We start from the raw sequence: 25559 nt of genomic DNA, 5'->3' as shown, positions 1-25559 counted from the left end.
CTACAGCGATTTCAGCTCACTGACTGGCCGCAGGAACCTGTTCGCCGGCGCAACGCACGGCCTGCTTACGCTGGTCGATCAGCACGCCGCTGAGCCCCTTCTGCTGCAGATCGAACAGCACCAGCACGCCATCGACGCACTGCGCGACCTGGCTGGCTGGCTTCAACGACACCTTGTAGTCCTCGCCGGGAATGGTCTTGAGCATGGTGAACTCGGACAGCAACAGGGCGTCTTCCGGCTTGGCGATATGCAGGTAGCCGTAGTAGCCGAGCGTCGCCACAGTGGCGCAGACGCTGGCAATGGCGGTAAGGATCAGGGGGATGGGGTTCAGTTCGCTCATTACAGATTCTCGGTATTAACAGTTGGCAGGCTAAGCACAGGCGGCGCAGCTTGCAACAAACTCTCCCGCCTGCAAAGGCCTAGATTGCCGCATCACTTGCCACCGGCGCGCACTTCTTCCCGGGCCTTGAAGGTGGCCTCGTAGACACGTTCGGCCAGACGCGAGAAAGGCAGGCTCTGCACCCATACCGTACCGGTGCCCTTGAGCGTCGCCAGGAAAATCCCCTCGCCGCCGAACAGCATGCTCTTCAGGCCACCGGCCAGGCCGATGTCATAATCGATGCCCTGGGTAAAGGCCACCAGGCAGCCGGTGTCCAGACGCAGGGTTTCGTTGCGCAGCTCCTTGCGAATCACCGTGCCGCCGGCATGCACGAAGACCAGGCCGTCGCCCTCGAGCTTCTGCAGGATAAATCCCTCGCCGCCAAAGAAGCCTGCCCCCAGACGCTTGTTGAAGCTGATACCGACCGCGGTGCCATGGGCGGCGCAGAGAAAGGCGTCTTTCTGGCAGATCAGCGTGCCGCCATGTTCGCTCAACTGGATCGGCACCACGGTACCCGGATAGGGCGCTGCGAACGCCACCCGCGCCGGGTTTTTGCCGGCATTGGTGAAGTGCGTCATAAACAGCGATTCGCCAGTCAGCATGCGCTTGCCCATGCCCCAGAGTTTGCCCAGCACCCCCGTGGCCGAGCCATCGCCCATGCGTGTTTCGAAACGCACGCCGTCGGTCATGTAGTTCATCGTTCCGGCCTCGGCGATCACCGTCTCGCCCGGATCAAGGATGATTTCCACGCTCTGCGCCGAAGCACCGAGGATTTCGTAGTCGAGTTGATGGCTGGGCATGGGGAGCTCCTGGCAAGCGGGAAAATCGCCCCGGATTGTATCCGGGCTACGGTTAACCTATTGAAGGACTAGGAGCGTCACGAGCGAAGGTCAGGCGGGAACGCCTAGTTAAGGCGCGCACGATCTGAAAAAGCGGAGTTTACGACTGTAAATGAGCATTTTTCAGGTCGTGGGCAACGCCGCATGACCGAGCGCAGAAGCTCCTAGAGGATATTGGCGTAGTCGGCTTCGATCCTGTCCAGACTCAAATGGTTCAGGAAGTTGGAGAAACACATCCAGGCCGACAGCGAGTTGAGATCGCTGAATTGCGGCGGCAGGTATTTGGGCGGTGTCACCAGGCCCTCGTCCACCAGCTGGCGCAGGGTGCGCATGTCTTCCAGGGTGGTCTTGCCGCAGAACAGCAGGGGTATCTGCTCCAGCTTGCCCTTGCGCACGGCGAGCTGGATGTAGTTGTAGACCATGATAAAGCCCTTCAGGTAGGACAGATCCTTGGTGAAAGGCATGCCGGTGGGGGTCGAGCCGCGGAACACCCGGTTGGCGTTGCTGTAGCTGTCTTCCTGGCTGAAACCCTGCTCGCGGTAGAAGTCGAACACCTGGAGGAAGTCCGCGCCCTCCTCGGCCATATGAATGGCGCGGGTGCGGTTGGTCAGCTTGCGCAGGCGGGTCGGGTAGGAGGCGAAGGCAATCACCTCCATCAGAATCGCCAGGCCCTCCTGGGTCACGGTGGAGGATGGCGGGCCCTTGGACAGGAAGGTGCACACCGGCTGGTTCAGACCGTTGAGGGTGGTGGCCACATGCACCAGGCCTTCGTGGACTTCCAGGGCCTTGACGTCGCGCTCGTTGAAGGTGGCGTCGCTGCGGATCTTGATGTAGTCGGCACCGGCGGCAGCATCGGCGAGGATGCCGTCGGACTCGAACACCCGGATGGTGCTCTCCTCCTCGCCGAACACCTTGTTCAGCCGCCGCTGCAGCAGGTCGACGGCCTCCTTGGCGTTGAGGTTCTTGGGTTCGTCCTTGAGGTCTCCGCGCTTGTCGATGTTATTGAGAAAGTCGGAAAACATCAGGCCCAGGTCGGCCAGGGTCGGGTCGCCGGCATGGAAGGCATCGGAGGCCGCGCCGTAGAGCTCCTGGGAGATCAGGCCGAAGTCCTCGGTGCCGCGCGCCTCGAGCATGCGGATCACCATGCGGTACTCGCGGCACATGCGCCGCATGATCTGCCCGACCGGGTTGAACTGGCCGAGCTGGCGGGTGACATCGCGCTCGATATTCTGGAATTCCAGCTTCTTGGCCGAGGCATCGAAGGCCAGCGGGCGGCCCTGGTAATAGCCGCGGTCAATTGCCGGCAGCTGCCGGCCTTTGTGCTTGAGAAACTCGGCGCGCACGCTGTCGTCCCACTTCACCGCATCCAGCACGCGGATCGGTGTCTGCGCCTCGACAATCCGATCGGACAATGCCCGTACGATCAACTGGTAGTCGTCCAACCCTGCCTGGCTATTCATGCTTGCCCCATATCCGTCCAGCGGGTCGCCGAAACACCACCCGTCAATCCTCTCATTCACCTACACGCTGATAGCGCGCAACTTCGATAAACACATCGGTATTGGCCTGGTCGTCGAGGTAGGCGAACACCAGCTCCAGCGGGCTGGTCACCAGTACGCCATCGCCCTGACCACTGTCGAACACCTCGCCCTCCAGGATGCCGGCCTCCAGCTCCTGCATGATGCGGTCGACATCCAGGTTGTAGAGCACCAGCTCGCCATCCAGGGTCAGCTCGAAACCGGCGATGGCGAAATTCGCCCCCAGGCTTTGCGGCAAACCCGCCGAGAAGTACCAGCGGCGACCATGGTGGGCCACGGTAAAGCCGTATTCTTCCAGGCTGTCGAGGTTATCCGGGCTGTCTACATAGACCTGAGCCTTGTACAGGTTGGAGCCGGCACGGCTGATCTGCAGGTACTGCTGCTCCCCCCATTCGTTCTTGCGCGACCACTCTCCCAGCAAGGGAATAGGGGCCGCTTCGTTGGCCGGGATCGGGTCTTTGAATGTGACCAGACAGCCACTCAGCAACAGGAAAGACAGGGCAAACAACGCGCGCCAAGCCTTCATCAAACTCTCCTTGTGGATGCGCATGGGCGGGGCTCAGAGCCCCAGCACCAGATGCATATATCGTTTAAGAATGGCCAACATATCCTCGCTGTCCAGATGTTCGACACCCTCGAGCAGGCCTTGATACTCCATGCGCAGAATAATCGCCGTCAAGAGCTTGGCATCCTGCTCCGGCTGCTGCGAACCCAGTACCTGGAAAAAGTGTGTGACGCCCTGCAGCAGAATCTGCCGATGAGAGCGCACCAGCGCGTGCAGACGCGGATTGAGCAGGGCTTCCTGCTGAAAGGCCTGCTCGGCCAGCAGATGCTCGCGGCGATTGAGCAACTGATTGCGCACGTACTCCAGCGCCAGCCGGGCGATCTCGTTGGCCAGTCGCCGCCGCGCCTCGACACTGCCATCGAGCTGGCTGACCTGCTGCTGCAACAGGCCCTGGGTGCTGCTCCAGAAGTGCGCCATATGGGCGGCGCTGCGCTCGACGAACTGGGCGAAGGTATCGGTGATCAGGTCATCGATATCCTTGAAGTAATAGGTAGTGGCCGACAGCGGCACCGCCGCCTCGGCGGCCACCGCGCGATGGCGCACGGCGCGCACGCCCTCGCGCACGATAATGCGCATGGCCGCATCGAGAATCGCCTGACGGCGCTGCTCGCTGCCCTGGCGGCTGGCCTTGCGCCCCTGATACTGAACACTTTCTGCGACGGCGTTGGCCACATGGGTGGCGCTTTCCTGGGCAGTCCTGGGCATCACGACTGGGCATTCCTCTCTGGCATGTGAAGGGGTTCTTCACTATTTAGTCCGTTAACAGCCAAAACCAATTCTATCCGGGCAATAAAAAGCCGCCCGTAGGCGGCTTCAAGGCGATCAGGCCTGCGGGCGCATATGCGGGAAGAGGATCACGTCGCGGATCGACGGCGCATTGGTCAGCAGCATCACCAGGCGGTCGATGCCGATGCCCTCGCCGGCGGTCGGTGGCATGCCGTATTCCAGGGCGCGGACGAAATCGGCATCGTAGTGCATGGCTTCGTCGTCGCCGGCGTCCTTGTCGGCCACCTGGGCATGGAAGCGCTCGGCCTGGTCTTCCGCGTCGTTCAGCTCGGAGTAGGCGTTGGCGATTTCACGACCACCGATAAACAGCTCGAAGCGGTCGGTAACGCTTGGATCGTCGTCGCTGCGACGGGCCAGCGGCGAGACTTCGAACGGATAGCGGGTGATGAAGTGCGGCTGCTCCAGCTTGTGCTCGACCAGCTCTTCGAAAATCATCACCTGCAGCTTGCCCAGGCCTTCGAACCCGAGCACCTTGGCCCCGGCCTTCTTGGCAATTTCGCGGGCCCGGTCTATATCGGTCAGATCGGCGGCGGTCAGCTCGGGGTTGTACATGAGGATCGAATCGAACACCGACAGGCGCACGAACGGCTCGCCGAAGTGGAACACCTTGTCGCCATAGGGCACGTCGGTGGTACCCAGCACCAGCAGGGCCAGCTCGCGGAACAGTTCCTCGGTGAGGTCCATGTTGTCTTCGTAGTCGGCATAGGCCTGGTAGAACTCGAGCATGGTGAACTCGGGGTTGTGCCGGGTCGAGACGCCTTCGTTACGGAAGTTGCGGTTGATCTCGAAGACCTTCTCGAAGCCGCCTACCACCAGACGCTTGAGGTACAGCTCAGGCGCGATACGCAGGAACATCTGCATGTCCAGAGCGTTGTGGTGGGTCTCGAACGGTTTGGCCGCCGCGCCGCCGGGAATGGTCTGCAGCATCGGCGTTTCCACTTCGAGGAAGTCGCGCTGCATCAGGAAGCTGCGGATATGGGCGATCACCTGGGAGCGCACGCGGAAACTCTGGCGCACCTCCTCGTTGACCATCAGGTCGACGTAGCGCTGGCGATAGCGCTGCTCGGTGTCGGTCAGGCCGTGGTGCTTGTCCGGCAGCGGGCGCAGTGACTTGGTCAACAGGCGCACTTCGGTCATTTCCACATAGAGGTCGCCCTTGCCGGAGCGGGCCAGAGTGCCAACGGCGGCGATGATATCGCCCAGGTCCCAGTGCTTGACCTCGGCCAGCTTCTCTTCCGGCAGGGTCTTGCGGTTGACGTAGACCTGGATGCGCCCGCTCATGTCCTGGATGACCATGAAGGAGCCGCGGTTGAGCATGATGCGACCGGCGACCTTGACCGGGATGGCGGCTTCGGCCAGCTCTTCCTTGGTCTTGTCGGCGTACTGTTTCTGCAAATCCGCGCACAGGCTGTCGCGACGGAAATCGTTGGGGAAGGCATTGCCCTGCTCACGCGCGGCGGCAAGCTTTTCCTTGCGCAGGGCAATCAGCTTGTTTTCTTCCTGCAGCAGTTCGTGGTGGTCGAGTTGTTGGTCGCTCATGGTCATCAAGTTCCGTCACTGATTCGTTCCCTCTGCCCGGCGGGAGAGGGAGTGAAATGTCTTACAGCCCCTGCTTCAGGCTGGCCACCAGATACTCGTCGATATCGCCGTCGAGCACGTTGACGCAATCGCTACGTTCGACGCTGGTACGCAGATCCTTGATCCGCGACTGGTCGAGCACATAGGAGCGGATCTGGTGCCCCCAGCCGATATCCGATTTGCTGTCTTCCAGCACCTGGGAGGCGGCGTTGCGCTTCTGCACTTCCTGCTCGTACAACTTGGCCCGCAGCATTTTCATGGCGGTGTCCTTGTTGGCGTGCTGGGAGCGCTCGTTCTGGCAGCTGACCACGGTATTGGTCGGCACGTGGGTGATCCGCACCGCCGAGTCGGTGGTGTTGACGTGCTGACCACCGGCCCCGGAGGAGCGATAGGTATCGATGCGCAGATCGGCCGGGTTGATCTCGATCTCGATGTTGTCGTCGATTTCCGGCGAGACGAACACCGCGGTAAACGAGGTGTGGCGACGGTTGCCGGAGTCGAACGGGCTCTTGCGCACCAGGCGGTGCACGCCGATCTCGGTGCGCAGCCAGCCGAAGGCGTACTCGCCCTTGATATGCAGGGTCGCGCCCTTGATCCCGGCGACTTCGCCGGCGGACAGCTCCATGATGGTGGCGTCAAAGCCCCGTTTGTCGGCCCAGCGCAGGTACATGCGCAGCAGCATGTTGGCCCAGTCCTGGGCTTCGGTGCCGCCGGAGCCGGCCTGGATATCCAGGTAGGCGTTGTTGGCGTCCATCTCGCCGCTGAACATGCGGCGGAATTCCATCTTCTCGAGGATATCGCGCAGGCGCTCGACCTCGGCCGCGACATCATCGACGGCGGCCTGGTCTTCTTCTTCGGCGGCCATCTGCAGCAGATCGCGCGAGTCGGCCAGGCTGCTATTGAGATCGTCGAGGGTGTCGACGATCAGTGCCAGGGAGGCACGCTCACGGCCGAGATTCTGGGCGTATTCGGGGTTGTTCCAGACGTTCGGGTCTTCCAGCTCGCGGTTTACTTCGACCAGCCGATCATGTTTGTGATCGTAGTCAAAGATACCCCCGAATAGTCAGGGTGCGCTCGGACAGGTCCTTGATGCTGTTCAGGATCGGGTTGATTTCCATGGCTGGCGGCACTCGCAGGTCAAACTTTCGGAAAAGCCGGCGAGTATACCCCAGTCCGGCCGCCCCTGGCAGCCCGTAATCAGCTGCATGTCACACGCCCCGGGAGCGACGACACACTATAATCGGACGTGCGGCCACAATGCCCGCTCATTAACAAGGAACCCGGTGCCCATGCGTTCATCGCACAGCCTGCGCAGCCGTTTCGCCATTCTGATCGCCCTGCTGGTTTCGCTCCTGAGCTGGCTGCTCGGCACCCTGATTGGCCAGGACTCCAGCCAGCGTATCCGCGAGGAAGTCGGCCGCGATCTGGCCGAAGTGTCATTTATGATGGTCGACCGCCTGGACCGCGATATGCAAAGCCGCGCCGGCATGCTTCAAGTACTCGGTCAGCTGCGTACCCTGAGCGCGCCCAACGACCTCGGCGAGGTGCGTCGCCTGCTCGACCGCCTGCAGGTGGAGTTCCCCAGCATTGCCTGGATCGGCTTCACCGACGCTGCGGGCGAGGTGCGGGCATCGAGCAACGGCATCCTCGAAGGCGTCAGCATTGCCCAGCGCCCGGTCTACCTGGAGGGCAAGCAGGGCCTATTTATTGGCGACGTGCATGAGGCCGTGCTACTGGCCAAATTGCTGCCCAACCCCACTGGTGAGGCGATGAAGTTCGTCGATATCAGCCTGCCGGTGCATAGCCAGGCGGGCGAACTGGTCGGTGTGCTGGCCTCCCACCTGTCCTGGGGCTGGGCCGACGAGGTGCGCCTGTCGATCCTCGAACCAATCCAGCAGCGGCGCAATGTCGAGTTCTTCGTGATAGGCGCAGACCGTACGGTGCTGCTGGCCCCCAAGGAGATGATCGGCCAACGCCTGCACCTGCCCGCCCTCGACACGCTGCGCAACGGCCAGGGCGACTGGGCCGTGCAGGAGTGGCCGGACGGCAAGCACTACCTCACCGGCCTGGCCACCAGTCAGGGCTACAAGGACTATCCCGGCCTGGGCTGGACGGTGATCGCGCGCCAGGCGCTGGAGGAGGCCTACGCCCCGGCCCGTGAGCTGACCTACAACATCCTGTTCTGGGGCATCGGCCTGGCCCTGCTGTTCGCCTTCCTCGGCTGGTTGCTCGCAGGCTACTTCACCCGCCCGCTGCGACAGATCGCGCAAGCGGCGGACCGTCTCAGCGCCGGCGAGATCAGCGTGATTCCAGACCTGCAAGGCACCCGCGAGATCGAAATCCTCAGCCACTCGATTCGCCACCTGGTGGAAAGCCTGACCCACCAGCAGAACGCCCTGGGTGCCATGGAAATCCTGGCCCACCATGACCTGCTGACCGGCCTGCCGAACCGGGTCGCCCTGGAGCACTATCTGCCCCGCGCCCAGCAGCGCTGCCGGGTCAACCATAGCTGCCTGGCGCTGCTCTACCTGGACCTGGACGGCTTCAAGCCGATCAACGACCAGTTCGGCCATGCGGTCGGTGACCAGCTGCTGCGCGAGGTGGCCATCCGCTTACGCGGCTGCCTGCGCGAGGGCGATCTGGTGGCGCGCCTGGGCGGGGACGAATTCCTTATGCTCCTGCAGGTACCCGAGAGCGATGCCCGGGACCAGGCCCGACTGATTGCCCAGCGCACCCTGGCGGCCCTGCAGGCACCGGTTACCCTCAACGGCCAGCTGATGCAGATCGGCTGCAGCATTGGCGGCGCACTCTGGCCACTGGACAACGATCAGATCGAAACCACCCTGGAGCTGGCCGACCAGGCGCTATACCGCGCCAAGCATGCCGGCAAGAACTGCGCGGCCTTCCATGGCCAGGCCGAACCGACCCCAGGCAAGACCCAGAGCGACTAGCAGGCTATTCGACCAGTGCCTGGCGCGCCGCACCCGCGGATGCCGGCGTGTGGTGCCCGGACGGTGCCAGGATCAATTCGGCAGCCTTCTCGGCAATCATCAGCACCGGCGAACAGGTATTGCCCGAAACGATGTTCGGCATGATAGAGGCGTCGGCAATCCGCAGCCCCGGTACGCCATGCACGCGCAGTTGCGCATCGACCACGGCATCGCGACCCCGACCCATCTTGCAGGTGCCCACCGGATGGAAAATCGTCGTACCGATCTCCCCCGCCGCCCGCTGTAGATCCTCCTCGCTCTGGTAACTCGGCCCGGGCTTGTACTCCTCCGGCTTGAAGGCCGCCAGGGCCGGTGCCGCGACGATGCGCCGGGTCAGGCGAATGGCATCGGCGGCCACCTGCAGGTCGCGAGGATCGCTCAGATAGTTGGGCTGAATCAGCGGCGCAGCTGCGGCATCCAGCGAGCGGATCTCGACCTTGCCGCGGCTGTAGGGCCGCAGGTTGCACACCGAGGCGGTAAAGGCCGGGAAGCCATGCAGCGGCTCGCCGAAACGCTCCAGCGACAGCGGCTGCACATGGTATTGCAGATTGGCCGATGGCTGCGCCACGCTGGAGCGGGCAAACGCGCCCAGCTGGCTGGGGGCCATGGCCAGCGGCCCGCTGCGTTTGAACAGGTACTCCAGGCCCATGCCCAGCTTGCCCCAGGGGCTGGCGACGAGTTGATTGAGGGTGGTTACGCCACTGACCTTGTAGATCAGGCGCAGCTGCAGATGGTCCTGCAGATTCGCGCCGACCCCGGCCAGCTCATGCTGCACGCCGATACCCAGGCGCTGCAGCAGGGGCCGCGGGCCGATCCCGGAACGCTGCAGCAGTGCCGGGGTACCGATGGCACCGGCGCAGAGAATGATTTCCCGGCGCGCCGCGATCTGCAGCTCACGCCCCCGCCACTGCAGCCGGAGGGCACTGGCGCGACCATCGGCCAGCACCACCCGCTGCACCTCGGCATTGGTCAGCACGCGCAGGTTGGGACGCTGGCGAATATCGCGGAGAAAGGCCTTGGAAGCATTCCAGCGCACGCCACGGCGCTGATTGACCTGAAAGTAGCTGCAGCCCTCGTTATCGCCGCCGTTGAAATCCTCGATGCTGGCGATGCCGCTCTGCTCGGCCGCCTGGCGGAACGCCTCCAGCACCTGCCAGGACAGACGCTGGCGCTCGACCCGCCACTCCCCCGCCGCACCGTGCACCGCACTGCTGCCGCCATGGTGGTTTTCCGTACGCTTGAACAGCGGCAGGACATCGTCCCAGGCCCAGCCGGGATTGCCCGCAGCAGCCCAGCCATCGTAGTCGCGGGCCTGGCCACGCATGTAGATCATGCCGTTGATCGAGGAACAGCCGCCTAGCACGCGCCCCCGCGGGTACTTCAGCGCCCGCCCGTTCAGACCCGGTTCGGCCACGGTGTCATAGCACCAGTCGGTACGCGGGTTGCCGATGCAATAGAGGTAGCCGACCGGGATATGAATCCAGGGGTAGTTGTCGCGCCCGCCGGCCTCCAGCAGCAACACCCGCACCGCCGGGTTCGCCGACAACCGATTGGCCAACAGACAACCGGCGGGGCCGGCCCCCACGATCAGGTAGTCGTAGCTGTCCAGGGGATCCTGCATCGGCGACCTCGCTGTAGCCATTGTTGTTCGAATGGACAACAGCCTAGCCGCTCGGCAAGCCGAGGGGCACGAACTTTTGCTCTGGGATAAACGCGGTGAATGACAGCAGGCCCTGCGTTCGCTTAGGCGCTAGCCTCGCAGAACATAGGGCCATGCCCGCGATGCTTTTTGCAGGCACGCCCTAAGACAAGCATGGGCCGCCTACAAAACACCCGAAAACCACCCCCGGATGGCATCCGGGCTAGCGAACGGTATCAACCGGCGCTTAGCTCCACCCGTACCTGAGCCTCCAGCTCGCCCTTCAAGGCCGGGTCGAGCTTGAGCTGACGGGCCAGCTCCTCGAGGTAGGCACGCTCCATAAAGTGCTCCTCGTCGACCATCAGTACGCTGGCGACATACATCTCGGCAGCCATCTCCGGGGTAGTGGCTGCGCGCGCCACCTCAGCCGGGTCGAGGGGTTTGTTCAGCTCGGCCTCGAGCCAGTGCTGCAACTCGACATCCTGGGTCAGCTTGACGAATTCGCCCTCGATCAACTGCCGCTCGCGCGCATCGACATGGCCATCGGCCTTGGCTGCGGCTACCAGGGCCTTGAGAATCCCCTGGCTATGTTGTTCAACCTGAGCCGCCGGCAGGCGATCCAGCGTCTGCGGCTCGCCCTGCGGAGCCGCGGCCTGCTGCGCCTGCCAATTGCCATAGGCCTTGTAGGCAATCACTCCCAGCGCGGCCAGACCGCCATAGGTCAGGGCCTTGCCGCCCAGCTTGCGCGCGCTCTTATTGCCCAGCAGCAGACCCATGGCCCCGGCAGCCAACGCCCCACCCGTCGCGCCGGACAACAGACCGCCCAGCCCGCCGCCGCTGCCCAGCAGCCCACCCAGGCCTGCAGGTGCCGAACCCCGGGCCGAGGCCTGGCCACCCTGCTTTTGCAGCATGTCCTGACCGGATTTAAGTAACTGATCGAGCAATCCACGGGTATTCATGCAGCGTTCTCCAGATAGGTAGGCACCTCAATAGAGCGACTTTACAACCAGGGGTTTCGGGATTCAGCAAATCGAGTGCTGCACGATATTGCTGGGCCAGTGGCTGTTCGTCGGTTAACCGGCGCAAGACATGTCAAATAGTGGACGCCGTCACACAGTGCCGGTAGCCGTTCACTATTTGACGCCGGTAGGATGGCGACACAAAACAAATCTATGGCCAAAGGCTACCAAGTGCCTGAGCCGGGAACCCGTCACCCATGCCCCCATCGCCCCTGCGCCTGCGCCTGCACCTGCGCCTGCACCTCAAGCCCCTTGCCGGTCTGCTGCTGGGCGTCTGCCTGTTCGGCCCACTGGGCGCGGCGCAAGCCAGCCCCCAGGGCAGCGCAATGGCCGACGCCCAGAACGCGGCGCGCCTGGCCAGCTGGCAGCTGCTACTGGAAAGCGCCAAGGGTGAGGATAATCGCGCCCTGCTGGAGCGGGTCAACCGCTTCGTCAATCGCTCGGTGAGTTTTGTCAGCGACCAGCAGGCCTGGGGGCAGCAGGATTACTGGGCGACCCCGGCACAGACTCTAGGCCGGGGCATGGGCGACTGCGAAGACTTCGCCATCGCCAAATATTTCAGCCTGGTAAGCCTGGGCGTGCCAAGCGAGAAGCTGCGCCTGACCTTCGTCAAGGCGCTCAAGCAGAACCAGGCCCATATGGTGCTGACCTACTATGCCAACCCCAATGCCGAGCCGCTGATTCTCGACAACCTCGACCCCGCTATCCGCCCCGCCAGCGAGCGCAGCGACCTGCTGCCGGTGTATTCCTTCAACGATCTGGGGGTGTTTCTGGCCAAGGCCCCGCAGCGCGTCAGCCAGCCGCCGCAGTTTCTTGCACGCTGGAACGAGCTGACCGAGCGAGCCATGGCCGATGGCTCGGCCGCGCCCGTACCGCGCAGCTAAGCGCGTCCAACAAACCCAGAGCGTAGCCCGGATGAAATCCGGGAATATTGTGTGGCTGACTCCGCGCCCCGGATTGCATCCGGGCCACAAAAGCACCAGCGAGCCATGACTAACGCGGCTGAATATGGGCGATCAGCAGCTGCACCGTCTCCTGGCCGCGGTACTCGTTGACGTCGAGTTTGTAGGCCAGGTCGACCCAGCGCACCGTTGGGTTCGGCCATACCTCGCGGTCGACGCCAAAGGCGATGCCATCGAGCTGCACGCTGCCGCATTCGCTCTTGAGCACCACCTTGAGATGGCGCTCGCCGACGATGCGCTGCTGCACCAGCTGGAACACGCCATGGAACAGCGGCTCGGGAAAGTGCTGGCCCCAGGGCCCGGCGTTGCGCAGCTCCTTGGCCAGGGGCAGATGGAACTCCTCCACGGCCAGGCTACCGTCCGAGAGCAGTCGCCCGGTCAGGTCGCCCGCGCACAACTGGCGACGCACTTCGGCATCGAAGGCGGCGGCAAAGGCGGCGAAATTGGCCGCAGGCAGCGACAGCCCCGCCGCCATGGCATGGCCGCCGAACTTGCTGATCAGCTGCGGATGCTTGGCTGCCACCGCGTCCAGGGCATCGCGGATATGAAAACCCGGCACCGAACGCGCCGAGCCTTTCAGCACGCCATCGCCGGCATCGGCAAAGGCGATGGTCGGACGGTGATAACGCTCTTTCATCCGTGAGGCGAGGATGCCGATCACCCCCTGGTGCCAGTCCGCTTCGAACAGGCACAGGCCGAAGGGCATATCTTCCAGCGGCAGATCCTTGAGCTGGGCCAGGGCCTCGCGCTGCATGCCCTGCTCGATGGCCTTGCGGTCCTGGTTGAGCTGGTCCAGCTGCACGGCCATATCCCGGGCCAGCGCCTCGTCGTCACAGAGCAGGCACTCAATACCCAGGGCCATGTCGTCCAGTCGCCCGGCGGCATTCAGCCGTGGGCCAAGGATAAAGCCCAGGTCGGTGGAGGTGATGCGCCGATGGTCGCGTCCGGCCACTTCGAGAATCGCCCGCAGCCCCGCCCGCGCCCGCCCGGCACGAATCCGCGCCAGGCCCTGATGGACCAGGATGCGGTTATTGGCATCCAGCGGCACCACGTCGGCGACGCTGCCCAGAGCTACCAGGTCGAGCAGCTCGGCCAGATTCGGCTCCGGGCGCTGCGCGTTAAACCAGCCCGTCTCGCGCAACCGCGCACGCAGGGCCAGCAGCACATAGAACATCACCCCGACCCCGGCCAGGGCCTTGCTGGGAAAGTCGCAGCCCGGCTGGTTGGGATTGACGATGGCGTCCGCCGCCGGCAACTCGGCCCCGGGCAAGTGGTGATCGGTGACCAGCACGGTCAAGCCGGCGGCCTTGGCTGCGGCGACACCCTCGACGCTGGAGATGCCGTTGTCCACGGTGATCAGCAGCTGCGGCTGACGCTCAAGCGCCACCGCAACGATTTCCGGAGTCAGGCCGTAGCCGTACTCGAAGCGATTGGGCACCAGGTAGTCGACATGGGCCGCGCCAAGCATACGCAAGCCGAGCACTCCTACCGTGCTGGCAGTGGCCCCGTCGGCATCGAAGTCGCCGACGATCAGCATGCGCTGGCCCTGTTCCAGGCCATGCACCAGCAGCTCGACCGCGGTGTCCATGCCCTTCAGCTGCTGGTACGGGATCAGCCGCGCCAGCCCCTTGTCCAGCTCGGCCGCCGATTGCACGCCACGGGCGGCATAGAGACGGGTCAACAACGGAGGAAGAGCGCCCAGATCAGGCAGGGTGGCGGGTAACGGACGGGCTTCAATGCGCATGGGGCGGGTATCTCAATGTGCAGGTAAACGAACCGTAGGATGGGTCGAGCCGCGTAGGTTGAGCCTGCGATACCCATCGTATTGTCGGTATTGATGGGTATCGCTGCGCTCAACCCATCCTACAAATCCAAGCCTCAGCGCTCGCCAATCAGCCACTCGATCGGCAGCTCATGCTGGCCACGCTCGTCGGTGACGAACAGTTCGCCGTCGCTGATCATCACGCTCCAGTTCAGCGAGCGCGGCATATCCAGCGCCAGCTTGGCCAGGGCCTCCTGATCCAGGGCGACTACGTTGATATTTTTCAGACTGCGTACCGGGTCCAGCTCCTTGGTCTGCCATACGCGCAGGTTGCCGTAGGCCACCAGGCTGAACTTCTCGGTACGCCGCGAGCACCAGGTCATGCGCTCGCTGTCCGGCTGGCCCACCTCTATCCAGTGCAGAACACGGCCGTCCAGGCTCTTTTCCCACAGCGCCGGCTCATCCACATCCGACAGGCCACGGCCGAAGGCCAACTGCTCGTGATAGAACAGCGCATAACCGACCAGGCGCGCGGCCAGGCGTTCTTCGGTTTCCGAGGGGTGCTTGGCCACGGTGAAACGCAGGTTTTCATAGACGCTGCGGTCCATATCGGTGAGGTTCAGCTCGATTTTATAGGTCGTGGAAGGCAGGGCCATGGTGGGGCTTCTTGGCTGATCGAATAAGCCGGCAAGTCTACCGCAAAGGCCGCCTCGCCACGAACCCGAGTGCTCGACGGGGCGCTGCCAGGCCCAGTCAACCGCCCTGCTGTTGCCGCTGCCGCGGCGCATAGCGCCAGACCGCGTAGAGGCCGCCACACAGTACGCCAGCCAGATGGTATTCGAAGGAAATACCCTGCTGCGGCAACAGACCGAACACCCAGCCGCCGTGCAACAGCAACAGCAGGACCGCCAGCAGCAGATCCAGCCAGCTGCGGCGAAACCAGGCCCGCGCCAGCAACAACGACCAGAGCCCGAACAGCCAGCCGCTGGCCCCGACATGAATGCCCTCGCGACCGAACGCCCAGACCAGCAGACCACTGCCGAGCAGTATCGCCACACTGGCCTTGATAAAGTCGCGCCGCGATTCGAGCAACGCCAGCAGCCCCAGCACCAGCAGCCCGCTGAGATTGCTCAGCAGGTGCGCCCAGCTGCCGTGCAGCCAGGGCGCGAAGACAATGCCCGGCAAAGACTCGAGCCGCCGCGGTATTACTCCCCAGATATTCAGGCTGTAACCGCTCAGGCTGTTGCCCACCTGCACCAGCAGCATCAGCACGGCAATGCCCAGCAGCAACTGCAGGCGTACCAGCAGCCAGGTTTTCATGGTCGCTCAGCGGCCATACAATCCGGCCGCGACTGGCTGGACAGGTGCCGATACAGGCAGGGTTCGACAGTCATCATCGTGTTTAGCGCATCCATCAGGGCAGTAAGCCCTTATGCCGGATATCGGCCGGGCTTTCCAGAGGGCAGATTGCAGCGGCTCGACCAGTGCGACCGGTACCTTGCCGCAACTGCCTGGAGCAATAGCCCAACTGCGCGCAATGCAATAGGCTTAGCCGCGCACCCCAGCCCAGGAGACAGCATGTCCTTGCCCAGCAAACCCCTCGCCGGCCTGAAAGTGATTGAACTCGGCAGCCTGATCGCCGGCCCCTTCGCCGCACGCATCTGCGCCGAGTTCGGGGCCGAGGTGATCAAGGTGGAGTCCCCCGATGGCGGCGATCCGCTGCGCAAGTGGCGCAAGCTGTATGAGGGCACATCCTTGTGGTGGTTTGTGCAGGCGCGCAACAAGCAGTCGATCACCCTTAACCTCAAGCACCCGCAAGGGCTGGAGGTGCTGAAAAAGCTGCTCAGCGAAGCCGACATCCTGATCGAGAACTTCCGCCCCGGTGTATTGGAAAAGCTCGGCCTGGGCTGGGACGTGTTGCATGCGCTCAACCCCAAGCTGGTGATGGTGCGCCTGTCCGGCTTCGGCCAGACGGGACCGATGAAGGATCAACCGGGCTTCGGTGCGGTGGGCGAGTCCATGGGCGGGCTGCGCTATATCACCGGTTTCGAGGACCGCCCGCCGGTGCGCACCGGCATCAGCATCGGCGACTCGATTGCCGCGCTCTGGGGGGTGATCGGCGCATTGATGGCGCTGCGCCAGCGCGAGGTCAGGGGTGGCAGCGGCCAGGTGGTGGATGTGGCGCTGTACGAGGCGATCTTCGCCATGATGGAGTCCATGGTGCCGGAGTTCGATGTGTTCGGTTTTATCCGCGAGCGCAGCGGCAATATCATGCCCGGCATCACGCCCTCCTCGATCCACACCAGCCGCGATGGCAAACATATCCAGATCGGTGCCAACGGCGATGCGATCTTCAAACGCTTTATGCAGGCCATCGACCGCCATGACCTGGCCGACGACGTGACGCTGGCCAGCAACGATGGCCGCGATGCACGCCGCGATGAGCTCTACGGGGTGATCGACCGCTGGGTCGGCTCGCTGCCGCTGGAGCAGGTGCTGGCCACACTTAACCAGGCCGAAGTACCGGCCAGCCGTATCTTCAGCGCCGAGGACATGTTCCACGACCCGCAGTTTCTCGCCCGCGAGATGCTCCTGTCGGCCAGGCTGCCGGATGGCAAGGCTTTCAAGATGCCCGGCATCGTGCCCAAACTGAGCGATACACCGGGCGAGGTGAACTGGGTCGGCCCGCAACTGGGCGAGCACAATGAGCAGGTGCTTGGTGGCCTGGGTTACAGCCCTGAACAGATCGCCCACTTGCGCAGCGACGGTGCCATCTGATCAGCCATGCCCGCGGGCGCGCTCACTAGAGGCGAACTCCGTACTTGCCGTAGATCGCCTCAATGACCCCGCGCCGCTTGAGCGTCAGAATTGCCGCATCCAGCTTATCCAGCCAGGCCTTGTGGCGCGGATGCACACGCATGCTGACATCGAAAGAACTCATTACATCGCCGATCTCGAGATGGCGGTACTCCGGGGTCCTGGTCAGGCTGTATTGCACAATCGCCTTATTGACCACGATTTGATCGAAGCGCGACTTCGCCAGCATTTCCAGCAGCTGCGCTTCGTTCAACGCGTTACGCCGATCGAGCTGCCCCGCCTCGATCATCGCCCGTAAGTCAGGGTATGAATAGCCGCGTACCAGCCCTACCGACTTGCCGCGCAAATCCTCGGGCCGCACCACTGGGAACGCCTTGCCCGGCGCAAACACCATGACATCGACAACCTTGCCAAACGGCACCGAGAACATCCCCGGGGTCGACTGATGGTGCACCCAGCCCGGATACACGCCCGGTTCGATATCGAGCTGTCCGCCGTTGAACAGCAAGGCAATGCGTGGATAGGGGTAGTACTGCACGCTGAAGGTGTCGCCCGTGAGCTTGCCCAGCTCATCGAGTATGTCCTGATAAATCCCCGTTTGACCCTGCTCGATCATCATCGGTGGGTAGTTATAAAAGCCGACCTCAAAGGTAGCGGCATGGGTGCCGGCTGAAGAACAGGCACTCGACAACAGAAAAATTGCCTTGCTCAACCACTTCACAGCATCACCCTACTACCCCTGCGCACTACAAGCCGCCGCTAGAACGCACCCAACAACCAGGCGACTGCAGCTCCCAACGCAAATAAGCTCAACAACCAGAAGATACCCCCATGCCCGCCAGGCTGCACCACCGATACGTCGCCCGGCTGTCGCCCGGGCGCGTAGTCGTCCACCGCTTCCTTGGCCTCTTTCAAGCCGATGCCCTTGAATTCGCGCAGCAGTTTGATCGCCTCGATCTTCTGCCCACGCTCAAGCGCCGCCACCACCTGCGGTGGCAAATCCTCGTTGAACTCGCTCATCGCCCGCTCCGCGCCAGCAAACCACCCAGAGCATAGCCGCAAAAAAAGCCGGCCCCTTGCGGGTACCGGCTTTGTCGACCAGCGCCAAACTTACAGCGGCTTGCCGCGGTTGCCGTGCTGAGCCACGAACTGCTGTACGGTTTTCAGATCGTTGGCCAATACCGTGCAACGCTCCTCACGCTCGAACAGATCCGCCAGGTGCGCTGGCAATGCCGGAGCCTGGCCGACGCCGGCCTGCTCCACCGCTTCGGGGAACTTGACCGGGTGTGCGGTACCGAGGATCACCATAGGCGTGGCCAGACTGCGTCGGCACTCGCGGGCGGCATGCACGCCAATGGCGGTGTGCGGATCGAGCAGCTCGCCGCACTCGGCATACACCTGAGCGATGGTCTCGCAGGTCTGCGCATCGTCCACTGCCAGGGAGTCGAACAGCTTGCGCGCTTCGGTCCAGCGATCTTCCTCGACGCTAAAGCCGCCGCCCTGCTTGAAGGTGGCCATCAGCTCGGCAATCGCTGCGCCATTGCGCCCGTGCAGGTCGAACAGCAGGCGCTCGAAGTTCGACGACACCATGATGTCCATGGACGGCGACAGCGTCGGGTGCAGGGTGTCCTTCACATACTGATTGCCGCTCATAAAGCGATGCAGGATGTCGTTGCGGTTGGTCGCGACGATCAGCTGGCTGATCGGCAGGCCCATATTACGCGCCAGGTAGCCGGCGAAGATGTCGCCGAAGTTGCCGGTCGGCACCGAGAACGCGATGGAGCGCGCCGGGCCGCCGAGCTGCAGGGCAGCGTGGAAGTAGTAGACGATCTGGGCCATGATCCGCGCCCAGTTGATCGAGTTCACCGCGACCAGGCGCGTGCCCTTGAGGAAGCCCTGATCGGCAAAGCTGTCCTTGACCATCTCCTGGCAGTCATCGAAGTTGCCCTCGATGGCAATGTTGTGGATGTTGTCGCCGAAGATGGTGGTCATCTGCCGGCGCTGCACCTCGGACACCCGGTTGTGCGGGTGCATGATAAAGATATCGACGTTGTCGCAGGCCTTGCAGCCCTCGATGGCGGCCGAACCGGTATCACCAGACGTCGCGCCCATGATCACCACGCGCTCGTTGCGCTTGGCCAGCACATAGTCGAGCAGACGGCCGAGCAGTTGCAGGGCGAAGTCCTTGAAGGCCAGCGTCGGGCCGTGGAACAGCTCCAGCACCCATTCGTTGCCGTTCAGTTGGCGCAGTGGTGCGACGGCGTTGTGGGCGAACACGCCGCCTGAGCCGGCCGCGTAGGTTTCCTCAAGAATCTTCTTGAAGTCGGCATCCGGGATGCTGCCGGTGACGAACGGGCGCATCACCCGGAACGCCAGCTCGTGGTAGGGCAAGCCGGCCCAGGAGGCGATTTCTTCCTGGGTAAAACGCGGCAGGTTTTCCGGCACATAGAGGCCGCCGTCGCTGGCCAGGCCAGCCAGCAGCACGTCTTCGAAATTCAGGGCCGGTGCCTGGCCGCGGGTACTGATATAGCGCATAGGGGCAAACCTTCGGTTTGAGCTGCAAGCTTCAAGCGGTAAGCCGCAGGCGCCGGTTGCGCGTGCGGCCTGCCGCTGGTTAGTTCAACTGTTCGACGCGGATGCGCATGACCTTGCCAACCACATCATCCAGGGCTTCCAGAGCGGCCAGCGCCTCGTCGATGCGGGCCTCGACCACGCGATGGGTCACCAGAATCATCGGCACCAGGCCGTCATGCTCTTCGACTTCCTTCTGCATGATCGATTCGATATTGATCCCGCGCGCCGACAGGATGCTCGCCACCTGGGCCAGCACACCGGGATGGTCCTTGGCCTGGATGCGCAGGTAATAGGCGCTCTCGCACGCAGCGATCGGCAGGATCGGGTGATCGGACAGCGAATCCGGCTGGAAGGCCAGGTGCGGCACTCGGTTGGTCGGATCGGTGGTCAGGGCGCGCACCACGTCCACCAGGTCGGCCACCACGGAAGAGGCGGTCGGCTCCATACCAGCACCGGCACCGTAATACAGGGTGCTGCCGGCGGCGTCGCCATTGACCATCACCGCGTTCATCACGCCATTGACGTTGGCGATCAGGCGATCGGCCGGGATCAGCGTCGGATGCACGCGCAACTCGATACCCGCGTCGGTGCGCCGCGCCACGCCCAAGTGCTTGATGCGATAGCCCAGGGCTTCGGCGTAGTTCACATCGGCCGTGGTCAGCTTGGTGATGCCTTCGGTGTACGCCTTGTCGAATTGCAGGGGGATACCAAAGGCAATCGACGCCAGGATGGTCAGCTTGTGCGCCGCATCGATGCCTTCAACATCGAAGGTCGGATCGGCTTCCGCATAACCCAGGGCCTGGGCTTCTTTCACCACGTCGTCGAAGGCCCGGCCCTTCTCGCGCATTTCGCTGAGGATAAAATTGCCGGTGCCGTTGATGATACCGGCCAGCCAGTTGATGCGATTGGCCGCCAGACCTTCGCGGATCGCCTTGATCACCGGAATACCGCCGGCCACCGCCGCTTCGAAGGCGACTATCACGCCCTTCTCGCGGGCCTTGGCGAAGATCTCGTTGCCGTGCACGGCGATCAGCGCCTTGTTCGCGGTGACCACATGCTTGCCATTGTCGATGGCCTTGAGCACCAGCTCCTTGGCCAGGGTGTAACCGCCGATCAGCTCGATAACGATATCGATCTCGGGGTTATTCACCAGTTCGAAGGCATCCTGGGTCAGGCTGATGCCGGTCGTGTCGTACTGCGGCTTGGGCGAGCGAATGGCGATCTGGGCGATCTCAATACCGCGGCCGGCGCGCCGGGTAATTTCCTCGGCGTTACGCTTGAGCACATTCAACGTACCGCCACCGACGGTACCCAGCCCACAGATGCCTACTTTGACCGGTTTCACACTGAACTCCCCATCTGCACTGCGTAAAACGGCCGGAGCAAGCCCCGGCCGTAGAAAAAGAGCCGCACCATACGAAGCGGCTGTTTATTAGTCAATCCGTCGCCAGGCTCGGACTACTTAGATTTCTGGGCGGATTCCAGGGCGATTTTTGCCAGCTGTGGTGCCGGCTGATAGCCTGGAATGATCTTGCCATTGGCCAGAACGATGGCTGGCGTGCCCGTGACGCCGATCATCTGGCCAAGGGCGTACTGCTTGGCGACCGGATTGTCACACTGGGCCTCGGGTACCGGCTGACGTTTTTTTGCCAGATCCATGGCCTGTTGCCTGTCCTTGGCACACCAGACGCTGACCAGTTCCTTGGCTGCGGCACTGCCCATGCCCTGGCGCGGGAAAGCCAGATAGCGCACTTCAACGCCCAGACGATTGAGCTCCGGCACTTCGCTGTGCAGTTTCTGGCAATAACCGCAATCGGTATCGGTAAAGACGGTGATATGCGTCTTGGATTCTTTACCGGCAAAAATCACCATCTCGGAAGCTGGAATCGCGGCGAGGGTCTCGGCCACGCCCTGGCTTTCCGCCTGCTCGGTCAGGTTGACGGCCTTGCCATCCTTGACCTGGAACAGATAGCCCTGCAGGAGAAACTGCCCGTCCTCGCTGGCATAAAGCTGACGCCCGCCCTGCAACTGCACCTGATAAACCCCAGGCATGGGGCTTTCGGCGATGGCCTCGACCGGCAGATCCGGTTGAATGGCCTGCAAGGTCTTGCGGATGGCCTGATCGGCATCGGCGGCCATGGCCACGCTGCTGGCCAGACCCAGAGTCAGTGCCGCGAAAGTGCGAGTAAAACGCATGAATTCTCCTGTCATACGACATGCTAAGCGGTGATCGACACAGCCTACCATAGAAGCCTGCAGAGACCGACTACGGCAGGCTGGGCGGCGCTCTCAGCCTCGCGGATGGTGCTCGGCATGCAGCTCCTGCAGACGCGCGCGGGCGATATGGGTGTAGATCTGCGTGGTCGACAGGTCGTTATGCCCCAGCAGCATCTGCACCACGCGCAGATCGGCCCCGTGATTGAGCAGATGGGTGGCAAAGGCGTGACGCAATGTATGCGGCGACAGGCTCTTGGCAATCCCCGCGACGCGAGCCTGATGTTTGATCCGGTACCAGAAGGTCTGCCGGGTCATCTGCTCGCCGCGCAGACTGGGAAACAGCACGTCGCTGGGTTTTCCATCCAGCAGAAAGGGCCGCGCCTCCTTGCTGTAGCGCTCGATCCAGGCGATAGCCTCCTCTCCCAGTGGTACCAGGCGCTCCTTGCTGCCCTTGCCGAACACCCGCAGCACGCCCTGACGCAGATTGACCTGCTCCAGGGTCAGGCTGATCAACTCGGTCACCCGCAGGCCACAGGCATACAACACTTCCAGCATGGCGCGGTCGCGCAAGCCGATGGGGTCATCCAGTTCGGGGGCCGCCAGCAGCGCTTCGACATCCGCCTCGGACAGGGACTTGGGCAGCGGCCGGCCGAGTTGGGGCAAGTCCACCTGCAGGGTCGGGTCGCCGGCAATCAGCCCCTCACGCAGCAGAAAGCGATAGAAACCACGCAAGCCGGAGAGCAGGCGTGCAGTGGAACGGGCCTTGTAGCCTTCGTTCATGCGCCAGGCCAGATGATCGAGTATCAGCCCACGGCCGGCGCTGGCCAACTCCAAATCCCGCGCCTGCAGCCAGCCGTTGAACAGCGCCAAATCACTGCGATAGGCCGCGCGGGTATGCACGGACAAGCCCTTCTCCAGCCACAGGCTTTCGAGAAAGCGATCAATCAGAGGGTGGTCGACGGCGGGCATCAAGAAAACCTGGGGAAGATGAACTACGCTAGTTTTCCATGCCCGGATGCAGCGAGCCAGGGTTAATACCATCCGGCACCGCCCGACCAACGGCGGAAAAACCGGCGAAAATCACCTAACCCCTACCTTTCGAAGGGTGACAGTAGTAGGTTTGATCGCCATGATATCAATACGCCATCACACTACTGCAGGGATCGCCATGTCTAGCCAACAACACTCGCGCCTCGGGCAAATCCTGATCAACAAGGGGCTGATCGACCGCAGCCAGCTGGATGCCGCTATCCAGGCACAGCTCACCAGCAAGAAACGCCTAGGCGAGATTCTGATCGAACGCGGCCTGCTCAGCGAACGCCAGCTGAAAAAGGCCCTGACCAAGCAAAGCAACCTGCGCATAGCCGCCACCCTGGTCGCCGCCCTGCTCAGCCCATTCCAGATTGCCAGTGCCGACATCATGCGCAGCCAGCCCAGCGTCATCAGTCAATTTGAGCCCCCCTCAGGCCTGCGCCCGATGAGTGACACGGAAATGAGCACGGTCAGCGCGCAAGGTCTGGAAGATGTACTGCAAAGCCTGTTCCAGCAGGCCGGCAGTGACGACGGCCTGGGCACCGTCGGCCAGCTCAGCAAGCTGGTAATGCCGGTACTCAACAGCCTGGAGGCAGAAACCTCAATGACCGCCGTGCAGTACGACACGAGCCAGGCACGCTCGGTGATCAATGCCGACGGCTCGGTCAACGTACGCCTGCCCAGCAGCATCGGCGAACTGCGCTTCGACAATATCCGTGTCGCCGGTGCCCCCCAAGGGCAAAGCTTCGGCAGCCTCAGCCTGAACGATATCGACCTGTCCCAAGCCTCGCTGAAGATCCACCTGCACAGGTAGCGCCGCCGAGACACTTCGCCACCCCCGACCCAGAAACGCAAAAAGCAGCCCGAAGGCTGCTTTTTTGTAAGGAAGCTGAGACTTAGCCCAGTTTTTCCTTGATACGTGCCGCCTTACCGGACAGGTCACGCAGGTAGTACAGCTTGGCTTTACGTACGTCACCGCGACGCTTGACAGCCAGGCTGTCGACCAGCGGGCTGTAGGTCTGGAAAGTACGCTCTACGCCAACACCGTTGGAGATCTTACGCACGGTGAAAGCGCTGTTCAGGCCACGGTTACGCTTGGCGATAACTACGCCTTCGAAAGCCTGCAGACGCTGGCGGTCGCCTTCCTTCACTTTAACCTGGACAACAATAGTGTCACCCGGTGCGAAAGTCGGGATCTCTTTGCCCATCTGCTCAGCTTCGAGCTGCTGAATAATCTTGTTGGTCATGCTGCGCTCCTAAGACAGGCCTCGGCCGGTCATCGATACATTAACTATCGTCCCGCTGGCGGACGTATTCCTCCAGCAGCTTTTTCTCTTCTCCAGAAAGCGAGCGGCTTTCCAGAAGATCGGCGCGTCGTTCGTAGGTCCGACCAAGGGACTGCTGCAAACGCCAGCGCCGGATGTGTTCGTGGTTGCCACTAAGCAACACTTCGGGAACACGTTTATCCGCATACACCTCCGGGCGGGTGTAGTGCGGGCAGTCGAGCAGGCCATCCGTAAAGGAGTCCTCCTCGGCCGAATCTGCATGACCCAATGCACCAGGCAAAAGGCGCGTTACCGCGTCGATCAGCACCATGGCCGGCAGCTCACCGCCGGACAGGACGTAGTCCCCAATCGACCATTCTTCATCGACATGCGCTTCAATAAAGCGCTCATCAATGCCTTCGTAGCGGCCGGCAATCAGGATCAATGCACCCTCATTGGCCAGTTCGCGTACCGCTGACTGCGTCAGCTGGCGACCTTGCGGCGACAGGTAAATCACCTTGGCCGCACCACCTGTAGCCTGCTTCGCCTCAAGCAAAGCATCTTCAAGCGGCTTGATCTTCATCACCATGCCGGGGCCACCGCCAAAAGGCCGATCATCCACGGTGTGGTGACGGTCTGTGGTGTAGCTACGCGGATTCCAGCAGGTCAGCTGCAACAACCCCTGCTTCACCGCTCGGCTGGTAATGCCGTAATCACTGATAGCGGCAAACATTTCCGGGAACAGCGTAATGACTTCAACGCGCAGATTTGGCATCAGGCTTAGAAGTCCGCATCCCAGTCGACCCGCATTTCGCCAGCGGCCAGATCAATCGACAACACGCATTGCTCGGTATAGGGCAACAGGCGCTCACGACCATCCAGACTGTCGGTGCAGGGTTTGACCACCATCACATCGTTGGCACCGGTTTCTAACAGGTGATCAATCTTGCCGAGCAATTGCCCTGCCTGGTCGATAACCTTGAGACCTTCCAACTGGTACCAGTAGTACTCGCCGTCTGTTAATTCAGGGAACAGGTTGCGCGGCACGCAGATCTCATAACCGGCAAGAAGACGTGCTTCTTCACGATCATCAAGACCCTTGAGCTTCGCGACCAGGAATTTATCACTCCCGCGTCCGCTGACCAGCTCTACCTGTTTGACACTGCCTTCGCGCCTAAGCGTCCAGGACTTGTACTGCAACAGGTTTGCAACAGGATCAGTAAAGGAATACACCTTCACTTCACCGCGAACGCCATGTACAGAGTAGATCTTGCCGATAACGATCAAATCATCGGTAGAAACAGGCGTCGCGCTCATATTGCTTAGGCCGCAGCCTTAGCAGCGTCCTTCAACAACTGAGCAACACGATCAGAAGGCTGTGCACCAACGCTCAGCCAATGGGCCAGGCGGTCTTGCTTCACGGACAGACGAACTTCCTGACCACGAGCGATCGGGTTGAAGAAACCGATTTCTTCTTTATGCGAACCGTCGCGTGGGTTACGGCTGTCGGTCACGTTGATTTTGTAGAACGGGCGCTTTTTGGAGCCGCCAAGGGCAAGACGAATCGTTAGCATGTGAACATAGTTCCTGTAGTCGG

Annotated in this window: 26 protein-coding genes; 4 read left to right on the top strand and 22 right to left on the bottom strand. The window is 62.5% G+C overall.

Annotated elements, in window-relative coordinates:
* Positions 1 to 16: 16 nt before the first annotated feature.
* The 7 genes from WMW70_RS05025 to prfB form a co-directional block, all read right to left on the bottom strand.
* Entirely contained in the window at positions 17 to 340 is a 324-nt protein-coding gene (locus tag WMW70_RS05025) for a hypothetical protein (protein ID WP_341436386.1), read from the bottom strand.
* Between the two features lie 92 nt (positions 341 to 432).
* Positions 433 to 1179, bottom strand: coding sequence for a TIGR00266 family protein (locus WMW70_RS05020; protein WP_341436385.1), 747 nt, complete (start codon positions 1177 to 1179; stop codon positions 433 to 435).
* A gap of 203 nt (positions 1180 to 1382) precedes the next feature.
* Positions 1383 to 2678 (bottom strand): flavohemoglobin expression-modulating QEGLA motif protein, encoded by a 1296-nt coding sequence (locus WMW70_RS05015; protein WP_341436384.1) that lies wholly within the window; start codon positions 2676 to 2678, stop codon positions 1383 to 1385.
* A gap of 52 nt (positions 2679 to 2730) precedes the next feature.
* On the bottom strand, positions 2731 to 3282 hold the full coding sequence (locus tag WMW70_RS05010) for a hypothetical protein (RefSeq protein WP_341436383.1): 552 nt from the start codon (positions 3280 to 3282) through the stop codon (positions 2731 to 2733).
* Between the two features lie 33 nt (positions 3283 to 3315).
* Positions 3316 to 4026, bottom strand: coding sequence for a TetR/AcrR family transcriptional regulator (locus WMW70_RS05005; protein ID WP_341436382.1), 711 nt, complete (start codon positions 4024 to 4026; stop codon positions 3316 to 3318).
* 117 nt (positions 4027 to 4143) lie between these two features.
* Positions 4144 to 5646: a lysine--tRNA ligase gene (lysS, locus tag WMW70_RS05000; protein ID WP_341436381.1), complete on the bottom strand. Its 1503-nt coding sequence runs from the start codon at positions 5644 to 5646 to the stop codon at positions 4144 to 4146.
* Between the two features lie 61 nt (positions 5647 to 5707).
* A protein-coding gene (prfB, locus tag WMW70_RS04995; RefSeq protein ID WP_341436380.1) for a peptide chain release factor 2 occupies positions 5708 to 6803 on the bottom strand; the annotation gives its coding sequence in 2 pieces (ribosomal slippage) (positions 5708 to 6730 and positions 6732 to 6803; 1095 coding nt in all).
* A gap of 171 nt (positions 6804 to 6974) precedes the next feature.
* Here prfB and WMW70_RS04990 point away from each other — a divergent pair.
* Positions 6975 to 8636, top strand: a complete 1662-nt coding sequence (locus WMW70_RS04990) for a diguanylate cyclase domain-containing protein (RefSeq protein ID WP_341436379.1) — start codon at positions 6975 to 6977, stop codon at positions 8634 to 8636.
* A gap of 4 nt (positions 8637 to 8640) precedes the next feature.
* Here the strand turns inward: WMW70_RS04990 and WMW70_RS04985 are convergent, their stop codons facing one another.
* Both WMW70_RS04985 and WMW70_RS04980 read right to left on the bottom strand, forming a co-directional pair.
* A complete protein-coding gene (locus WMW70_RS04985) occupies positions 8641 to 10296 on the bottom strand; it encodes a GMC family oxidoreductase (RefSeq protein ID WP_341436378.1) in 1656 nt (551 codons plus the stop codon).
* A 254-nt stretch (positions 10297 to 10550) separates the two neighbouring features.
* Positions 10551 to 11273: a tellurite resistance TerB family protein gene (locus WMW70_RS04980; protein ID WP_341436377.1), complete on the bottom strand. Its 723-nt coding sequence runs from the start codon at positions 11271 to 11273 to the stop codon at positions 10551 to 10553.
* A 257-nt stretch (positions 11274 to 11530) separates the two neighbouring features.
* On the opposite strand from WMW70_RS04980, the gene WMW70_RS04975 reads away from it, so the two are divergent.
* Complete coding sequence (locus WMW70_RS04975; RefSeq protein WP_341436376.1) at positions 11531 to 12217, top strand: transglutaminase-like cysteine peptidase; 687 nt, start codon at positions 11531 to 11533, stop codon at positions 12215 to 12217.
* Positions 12218 to 12326: 109 nt separating this feature from the next.
* Here WMW70_RS04975 and recJ read toward each other — a convergent pair whose 3' ends face one another.
* The 3 genes from recJ to WMW70_RS04960 all read right to left on the bottom strand — a co-directional run bounded on the left by recJ (position 12327) and on the right by WMW70_RS04960 (position 15377).
* A complete protein-coding gene (gene recJ, locus WMW70_RS04970) occupies positions 12327 to 14039 on the bottom strand; it encodes a single-stranded-DNA-specific exonuclease RecJ (protein ID WP_341436375.1) in 1713 nt (570 codons plus the stop codon).
* 134 nt (positions 14040 to 14173) lie between these two features.
* Positions 14174 to 14713 (bottom strand): YaeQ family protein, encoded by a 540-nt coding sequence (locus WMW70_RS04965; protein ID WP_341436374.1) that lies wholly within the window; start codon positions 14711 to 14713, stop codon positions 14174 to 14176.
* A 97-nt stretch (positions 14714 to 14810) separates the two neighbouring features.
* Positions 14811 to 15377 carry a rhomboid family intramembrane serine protease gene (locus WMW70_RS04960; protein WP_341436373.1) on the bottom strand — a complete coding sequence of 189 codons (567 nt, stop codon included), beginning with the start codon at positions 15375 to 15377 and terminating at the stop codon, positions 14811 to 14813.
* A 258-nt stretch (positions 15378 to 15635) separates the two neighbouring features.
* Here WMW70_RS04960 and WMW70_RS04955 point away from each other — a divergent pair, with 258 nt between their 5' ends.
* Positions 15636 to 16835, top strand: coding sequence for a CaiB/BaiF CoA transferase family protein (locus WMW70_RS04955; RefSeq protein WP_341436372.1), 1200 nt, complete (start codon positions 15636 to 15638; stop codon positions 16833 to 16835).
* Between the two features lie 25 nt (positions 16836 to 16860).
* Here WMW70_RS04955 and WMW70_RS04950 read toward each other — a convergent pair whose 3' ends face one another.
* From WMW70_RS04950 to xerD, 6 genes are all read right to left on the bottom strand, one after another.
* Positions 16861 to 17595, bottom strand: coding sequence for a substrate-binding periplasmic protein (locus tag WMW70_RS04950; RefSeq protein ID WP_341436371.1), 735 nt, complete (start codon positions 17593 to 17595; stop codon positions 16861 to 16863).
* A 38-nt stretch (positions 17596 to 17633) separates the two neighbouring features.
* Positions 17634 to 17894, bottom strand: coding sequence for a ribosomal protein L7/L12 (locus WMW70_RS04945; RefSeq protein WP_341436370.1), 261 nt, complete (start codon positions 17892 to 17894; stop codon positions 17634 to 17636).
* 90 nt (positions 17895 to 17984) lie between these two features.
* Positions 17985 to 19409: a threonine synthase gene (gene thrC / locus WMW70_RS04940; protein ID WP_341436369.1), complete on the bottom strand. Its 1425-nt coding sequence runs from the start codon at positions 19407 to 19409 to the stop codon at positions 17985 to 17987.
* A gap of 79 nt (positions 19410 to 19488) precedes the next feature.
* A complete protein-coding gene (locus WMW70_RS04935) occupies positions 19489 to 20793 on the bottom strand; it encodes a homoserine dehydrogenase (protein ID WP_341436368.1) in 1305 nt (434 codons plus the stop codon).
* 113 nt (positions 20794 to 20906) lie between these two features.
* The gene (locus tag WMW70_RS04930; RefSeq protein WP_341436367.1) at positions 20907 to 21644 is read right to left on the bottom strand and encodes a thioredoxin fold domain-containing protein; all 738 of its coding nucleotides are present in this window, start codon (positions 21642 to 21644) and stop codon (positions 20907 to 20909) included.
* 93 nt (positions 21645 to 21737) lie between these two features.
* Complete coding sequence (xerD, locus tag WMW70_RS04925; RefSeq protein WP_341436366.1) at positions 21738 to 22634, bottom strand: site-specific tyrosine recombinase XerD; 897 nt, start codon at positions 22632 to 22634, stop codon at positions 21738 to 21740.
* A 199-nt stretch (positions 22635 to 22833) separates the two neighbouring features.
* Here xerD and WMW70_RS04920 point away from each other — a divergent pair, with 199 nt between their 5' ends.
* On the top strand, positions 22834 to 23511 hold the full coding sequence (locus tag WMW70_RS04920; protein ID WP_341436365.1) for a hypothetical protein: 678 nt from the start codon (positions 22834 to 22836) through the stop codon (positions 23509 to 23511).
* Positions 23512 to 23593: 82 nt separating this feature from the next.
* Here the strand turns inward: WMW70_RS04920 and rplS are convergent, their stop codons facing one another.
* From rplS to rpsP, 4 genes are read right to left on the bottom strand one after another with little or no spacing between them, the layout of a single operon-like run.
* The gene (gene rplS, locus WMW70_RS04915; protein ID WP_090248568.1) at positions 23594 to 23944 is read right to left on the bottom strand and encodes a 50S ribosomal protein L19; all 351 of its coding nucleotides are present in this window, start codon (positions 23942 to 23944) and stop codon (positions 23594 to 23596) included.
* Between the two features lie 40 nt (positions 23945 to 23984).
* Complete coding sequence (trmD, locus tag WMW70_RS04910; RefSeq protein WP_341436364.1) at positions 23985 to 24737, bottom strand: tRNA (guanosine(37)-N1)-methyltransferase TrmD; 753 nt, start codon at positions 24735 to 24737, stop codon at positions 23985 to 23987.
* 5 nt (positions 24738 to 24742) lie between these two features.
* Entirely contained in the window at positions 24743 to 25279 is a 537-nt protein-coding gene (gene rimM, locus WMW70_RS04905) for a ribosome maturation factor RimM (protein ID WP_341436363.1), read from the bottom strand.
* A gap of 5 nt (positions 25280 to 25284) precedes the next feature.
* A complete protein-coding gene (rpsP, locus tag WMW70_RS04900) occupies positions 25285 to 25536 on the bottom strand; it encodes a 30S ribosomal protein S16 (RefSeq protein WP_090239277.1) in 252 nt (83 codons plus the stop codon).
* Positions 25537 to 25559: the final 23 nt, after the last annotated feature.

The organism is Pseudomonas sp. XK-1 (assembly GCF_038069885.1).
Taxonomy (GTDB): domain Bacteria; phylum Pseudomonadota; class Gammaproteobacteria; order Pseudomonadales; family Pseudomonadaceae; genus Aquipseudomonas.
The sequence above is the reverse complement of the archived record's forward strand: the minus strand, read 5'-3'. Positions and strand labels throughout refer to the sequence as shown.

Bases quoted from the DNA above. Each gene is read 5' to 3' on its own strand.
- WMW70_RS05025 (WP_341436386.1), bottom strand. From the start codon at position 340: ATGAGCGAACTGAACCCCATCCCCCTGATCCTTACCGCCATTGCCAGC.
- WMW70_RS05020 (WP_341436385.1), bottom strand. From the start codon at position 1,179: ATGCCCAGCCATCAACTCGACTACGAAATCCTCGGTGCTTCGGCGCAG.
- WMW70_RS05015 (WP_341436384.1), bottom strand. From the start codon at position 2,678: ATGAATAGCCAGGCAGGGTTGGACGACTACCAGTTGATCGTACGGGCA.
- WMW70_RS05010 (WP_341436383.1), bottom strand. From the start codon at position 3,282: ATGAAGGCTTGGCGCGCGTTGTTTGCCCTGTCTTTCCTGTTGCTGAGT.
- WMW70_RS05005 (WP_341436382.1), bottom strand. From the start codon at position 4,026: ATGCCCAGGACTGCCCAGGAAAGCGCCACCCATGTGGCCAACGCCGTC.
- lysS (WP_341436381.1), bottom strand. From the start codon at position 5,646: ATGAGCGACCAACAACTCGACCACCACGAACTGCTGCAGGAAGAAAAC.
- WMW70_RS04990 (WP_341436379.1), top strand. From the start codon at position 6,975: ATGCGTTCATCGCACAGCCTGCGCAGCCGTTTCGCCATTCTGATCGCC.
- WMW70_RS04985 (WP_341436378.1), bottom strand. From the start codon at position 10,296: ATGCAGGATCCCCTGGACAGCTACGACTACCTGATCGTGGGGGCCGGC.
- WMW70_RS04980 (WP_341436377.1), bottom strand. From the start codon at position 11,273: ATGAATACCCGTGGATTGCTCGATCAGTTACTTAAATCCGGTCAGGAC.
- WMW70_RS04975 (WP_341436376.1), top strand. From the start codon at position 11,531: ATGCCCCCATCGCCCCTGCGCCTGCGCCTGCACCTGCGCCTGCACCTC.
- recJ (WP_341436375.1), bottom strand. From the start codon at position 14,039: ATGCGCATTGAAGCCCGTCCGTTACCCGCCACCCTGCCTGATCTGGGC.
- WMW70_RS04965 (WP_341436374.1), bottom strand. From the start codon at position 14,713: ATGGCCCTGCCTTCCACGACCTATAAAATCGAGCTGAACCTCACCGAT.
- WMW70_RS04960 (WP_341436373.1), bottom strand. From the start codon at position 15,377: ATGAAAACCTGGCTGCTGGTACGCCTGCAGTTGCTGCTGGGCATTGCC.
- WMW70_RS04955 (WP_341436372.1), top strand. From the start codon at position 15,636: ATGTCCTTGCCCAGCAAACCCCTCGCCGGCCTGAAAGTGATTGAACTC.
- WMW70_RS04945 (WP_341436370.1), bottom strand. From the start codon at position 17,894: ATGAGCGAGTTCAACGAGGATTTGCCACCGCAGGTGGTGGCGGCGCTT.
- thrC (WP_341436369.1), bottom strand. From the start codon at position 19,409: ATGCGCTATATCAGTACCCGCGGCCAGGCACCGGCCCTGAATTTCGAA.
- WMW70_RS04930 (WP_341436367.1), bottom strand. From the start codon at position 21,644: ATGCGTTTTACTCGCACTTTCGCGGCACTGACTCTGGGTCTGGCCAGC.
- xerD (WP_341436366.1), bottom strand. From the start codon at position 22,634: ATGCCCGCCGTCGACCACCCTCTGATTGATCGCTTTCTCGAAAGCCTG.
- WMW70_RS04920 (WP_341436365.1), top strand. From the start codon at position 22,834: ATGTCTAGCCAACAACACTCGCGCCTCGGGCAAATCCTGATCAACAAG.
- rplS (WP_090248568.1), bottom strand. From the start codon at position 23,944: ATGACCAACAAGATTATTCAGCAGCTCGAAGCTGAGCAGATGGGCAAA.
- trmD (WP_341436364.1), bottom strand. From the start codon at position 24,737: ATGCCAAATCTGCGCGTTGAAGTCATTACGCTGTTCCCGGAAATGTTT.
- rimM (WP_341436363.1), bottom strand. From the start codon at position 25,279: ATGAGCGCGACGCCTGTTTCTACCGATGATTTGATCGTTATCGGCAAG.
- rpsP (WP_090239277.1), bottom strand. From the start codon at position 25,536: ATGCTAACGATTCGTCTTGCCCTTGGCGGCTCCAAAAAGCGCCCGTTC.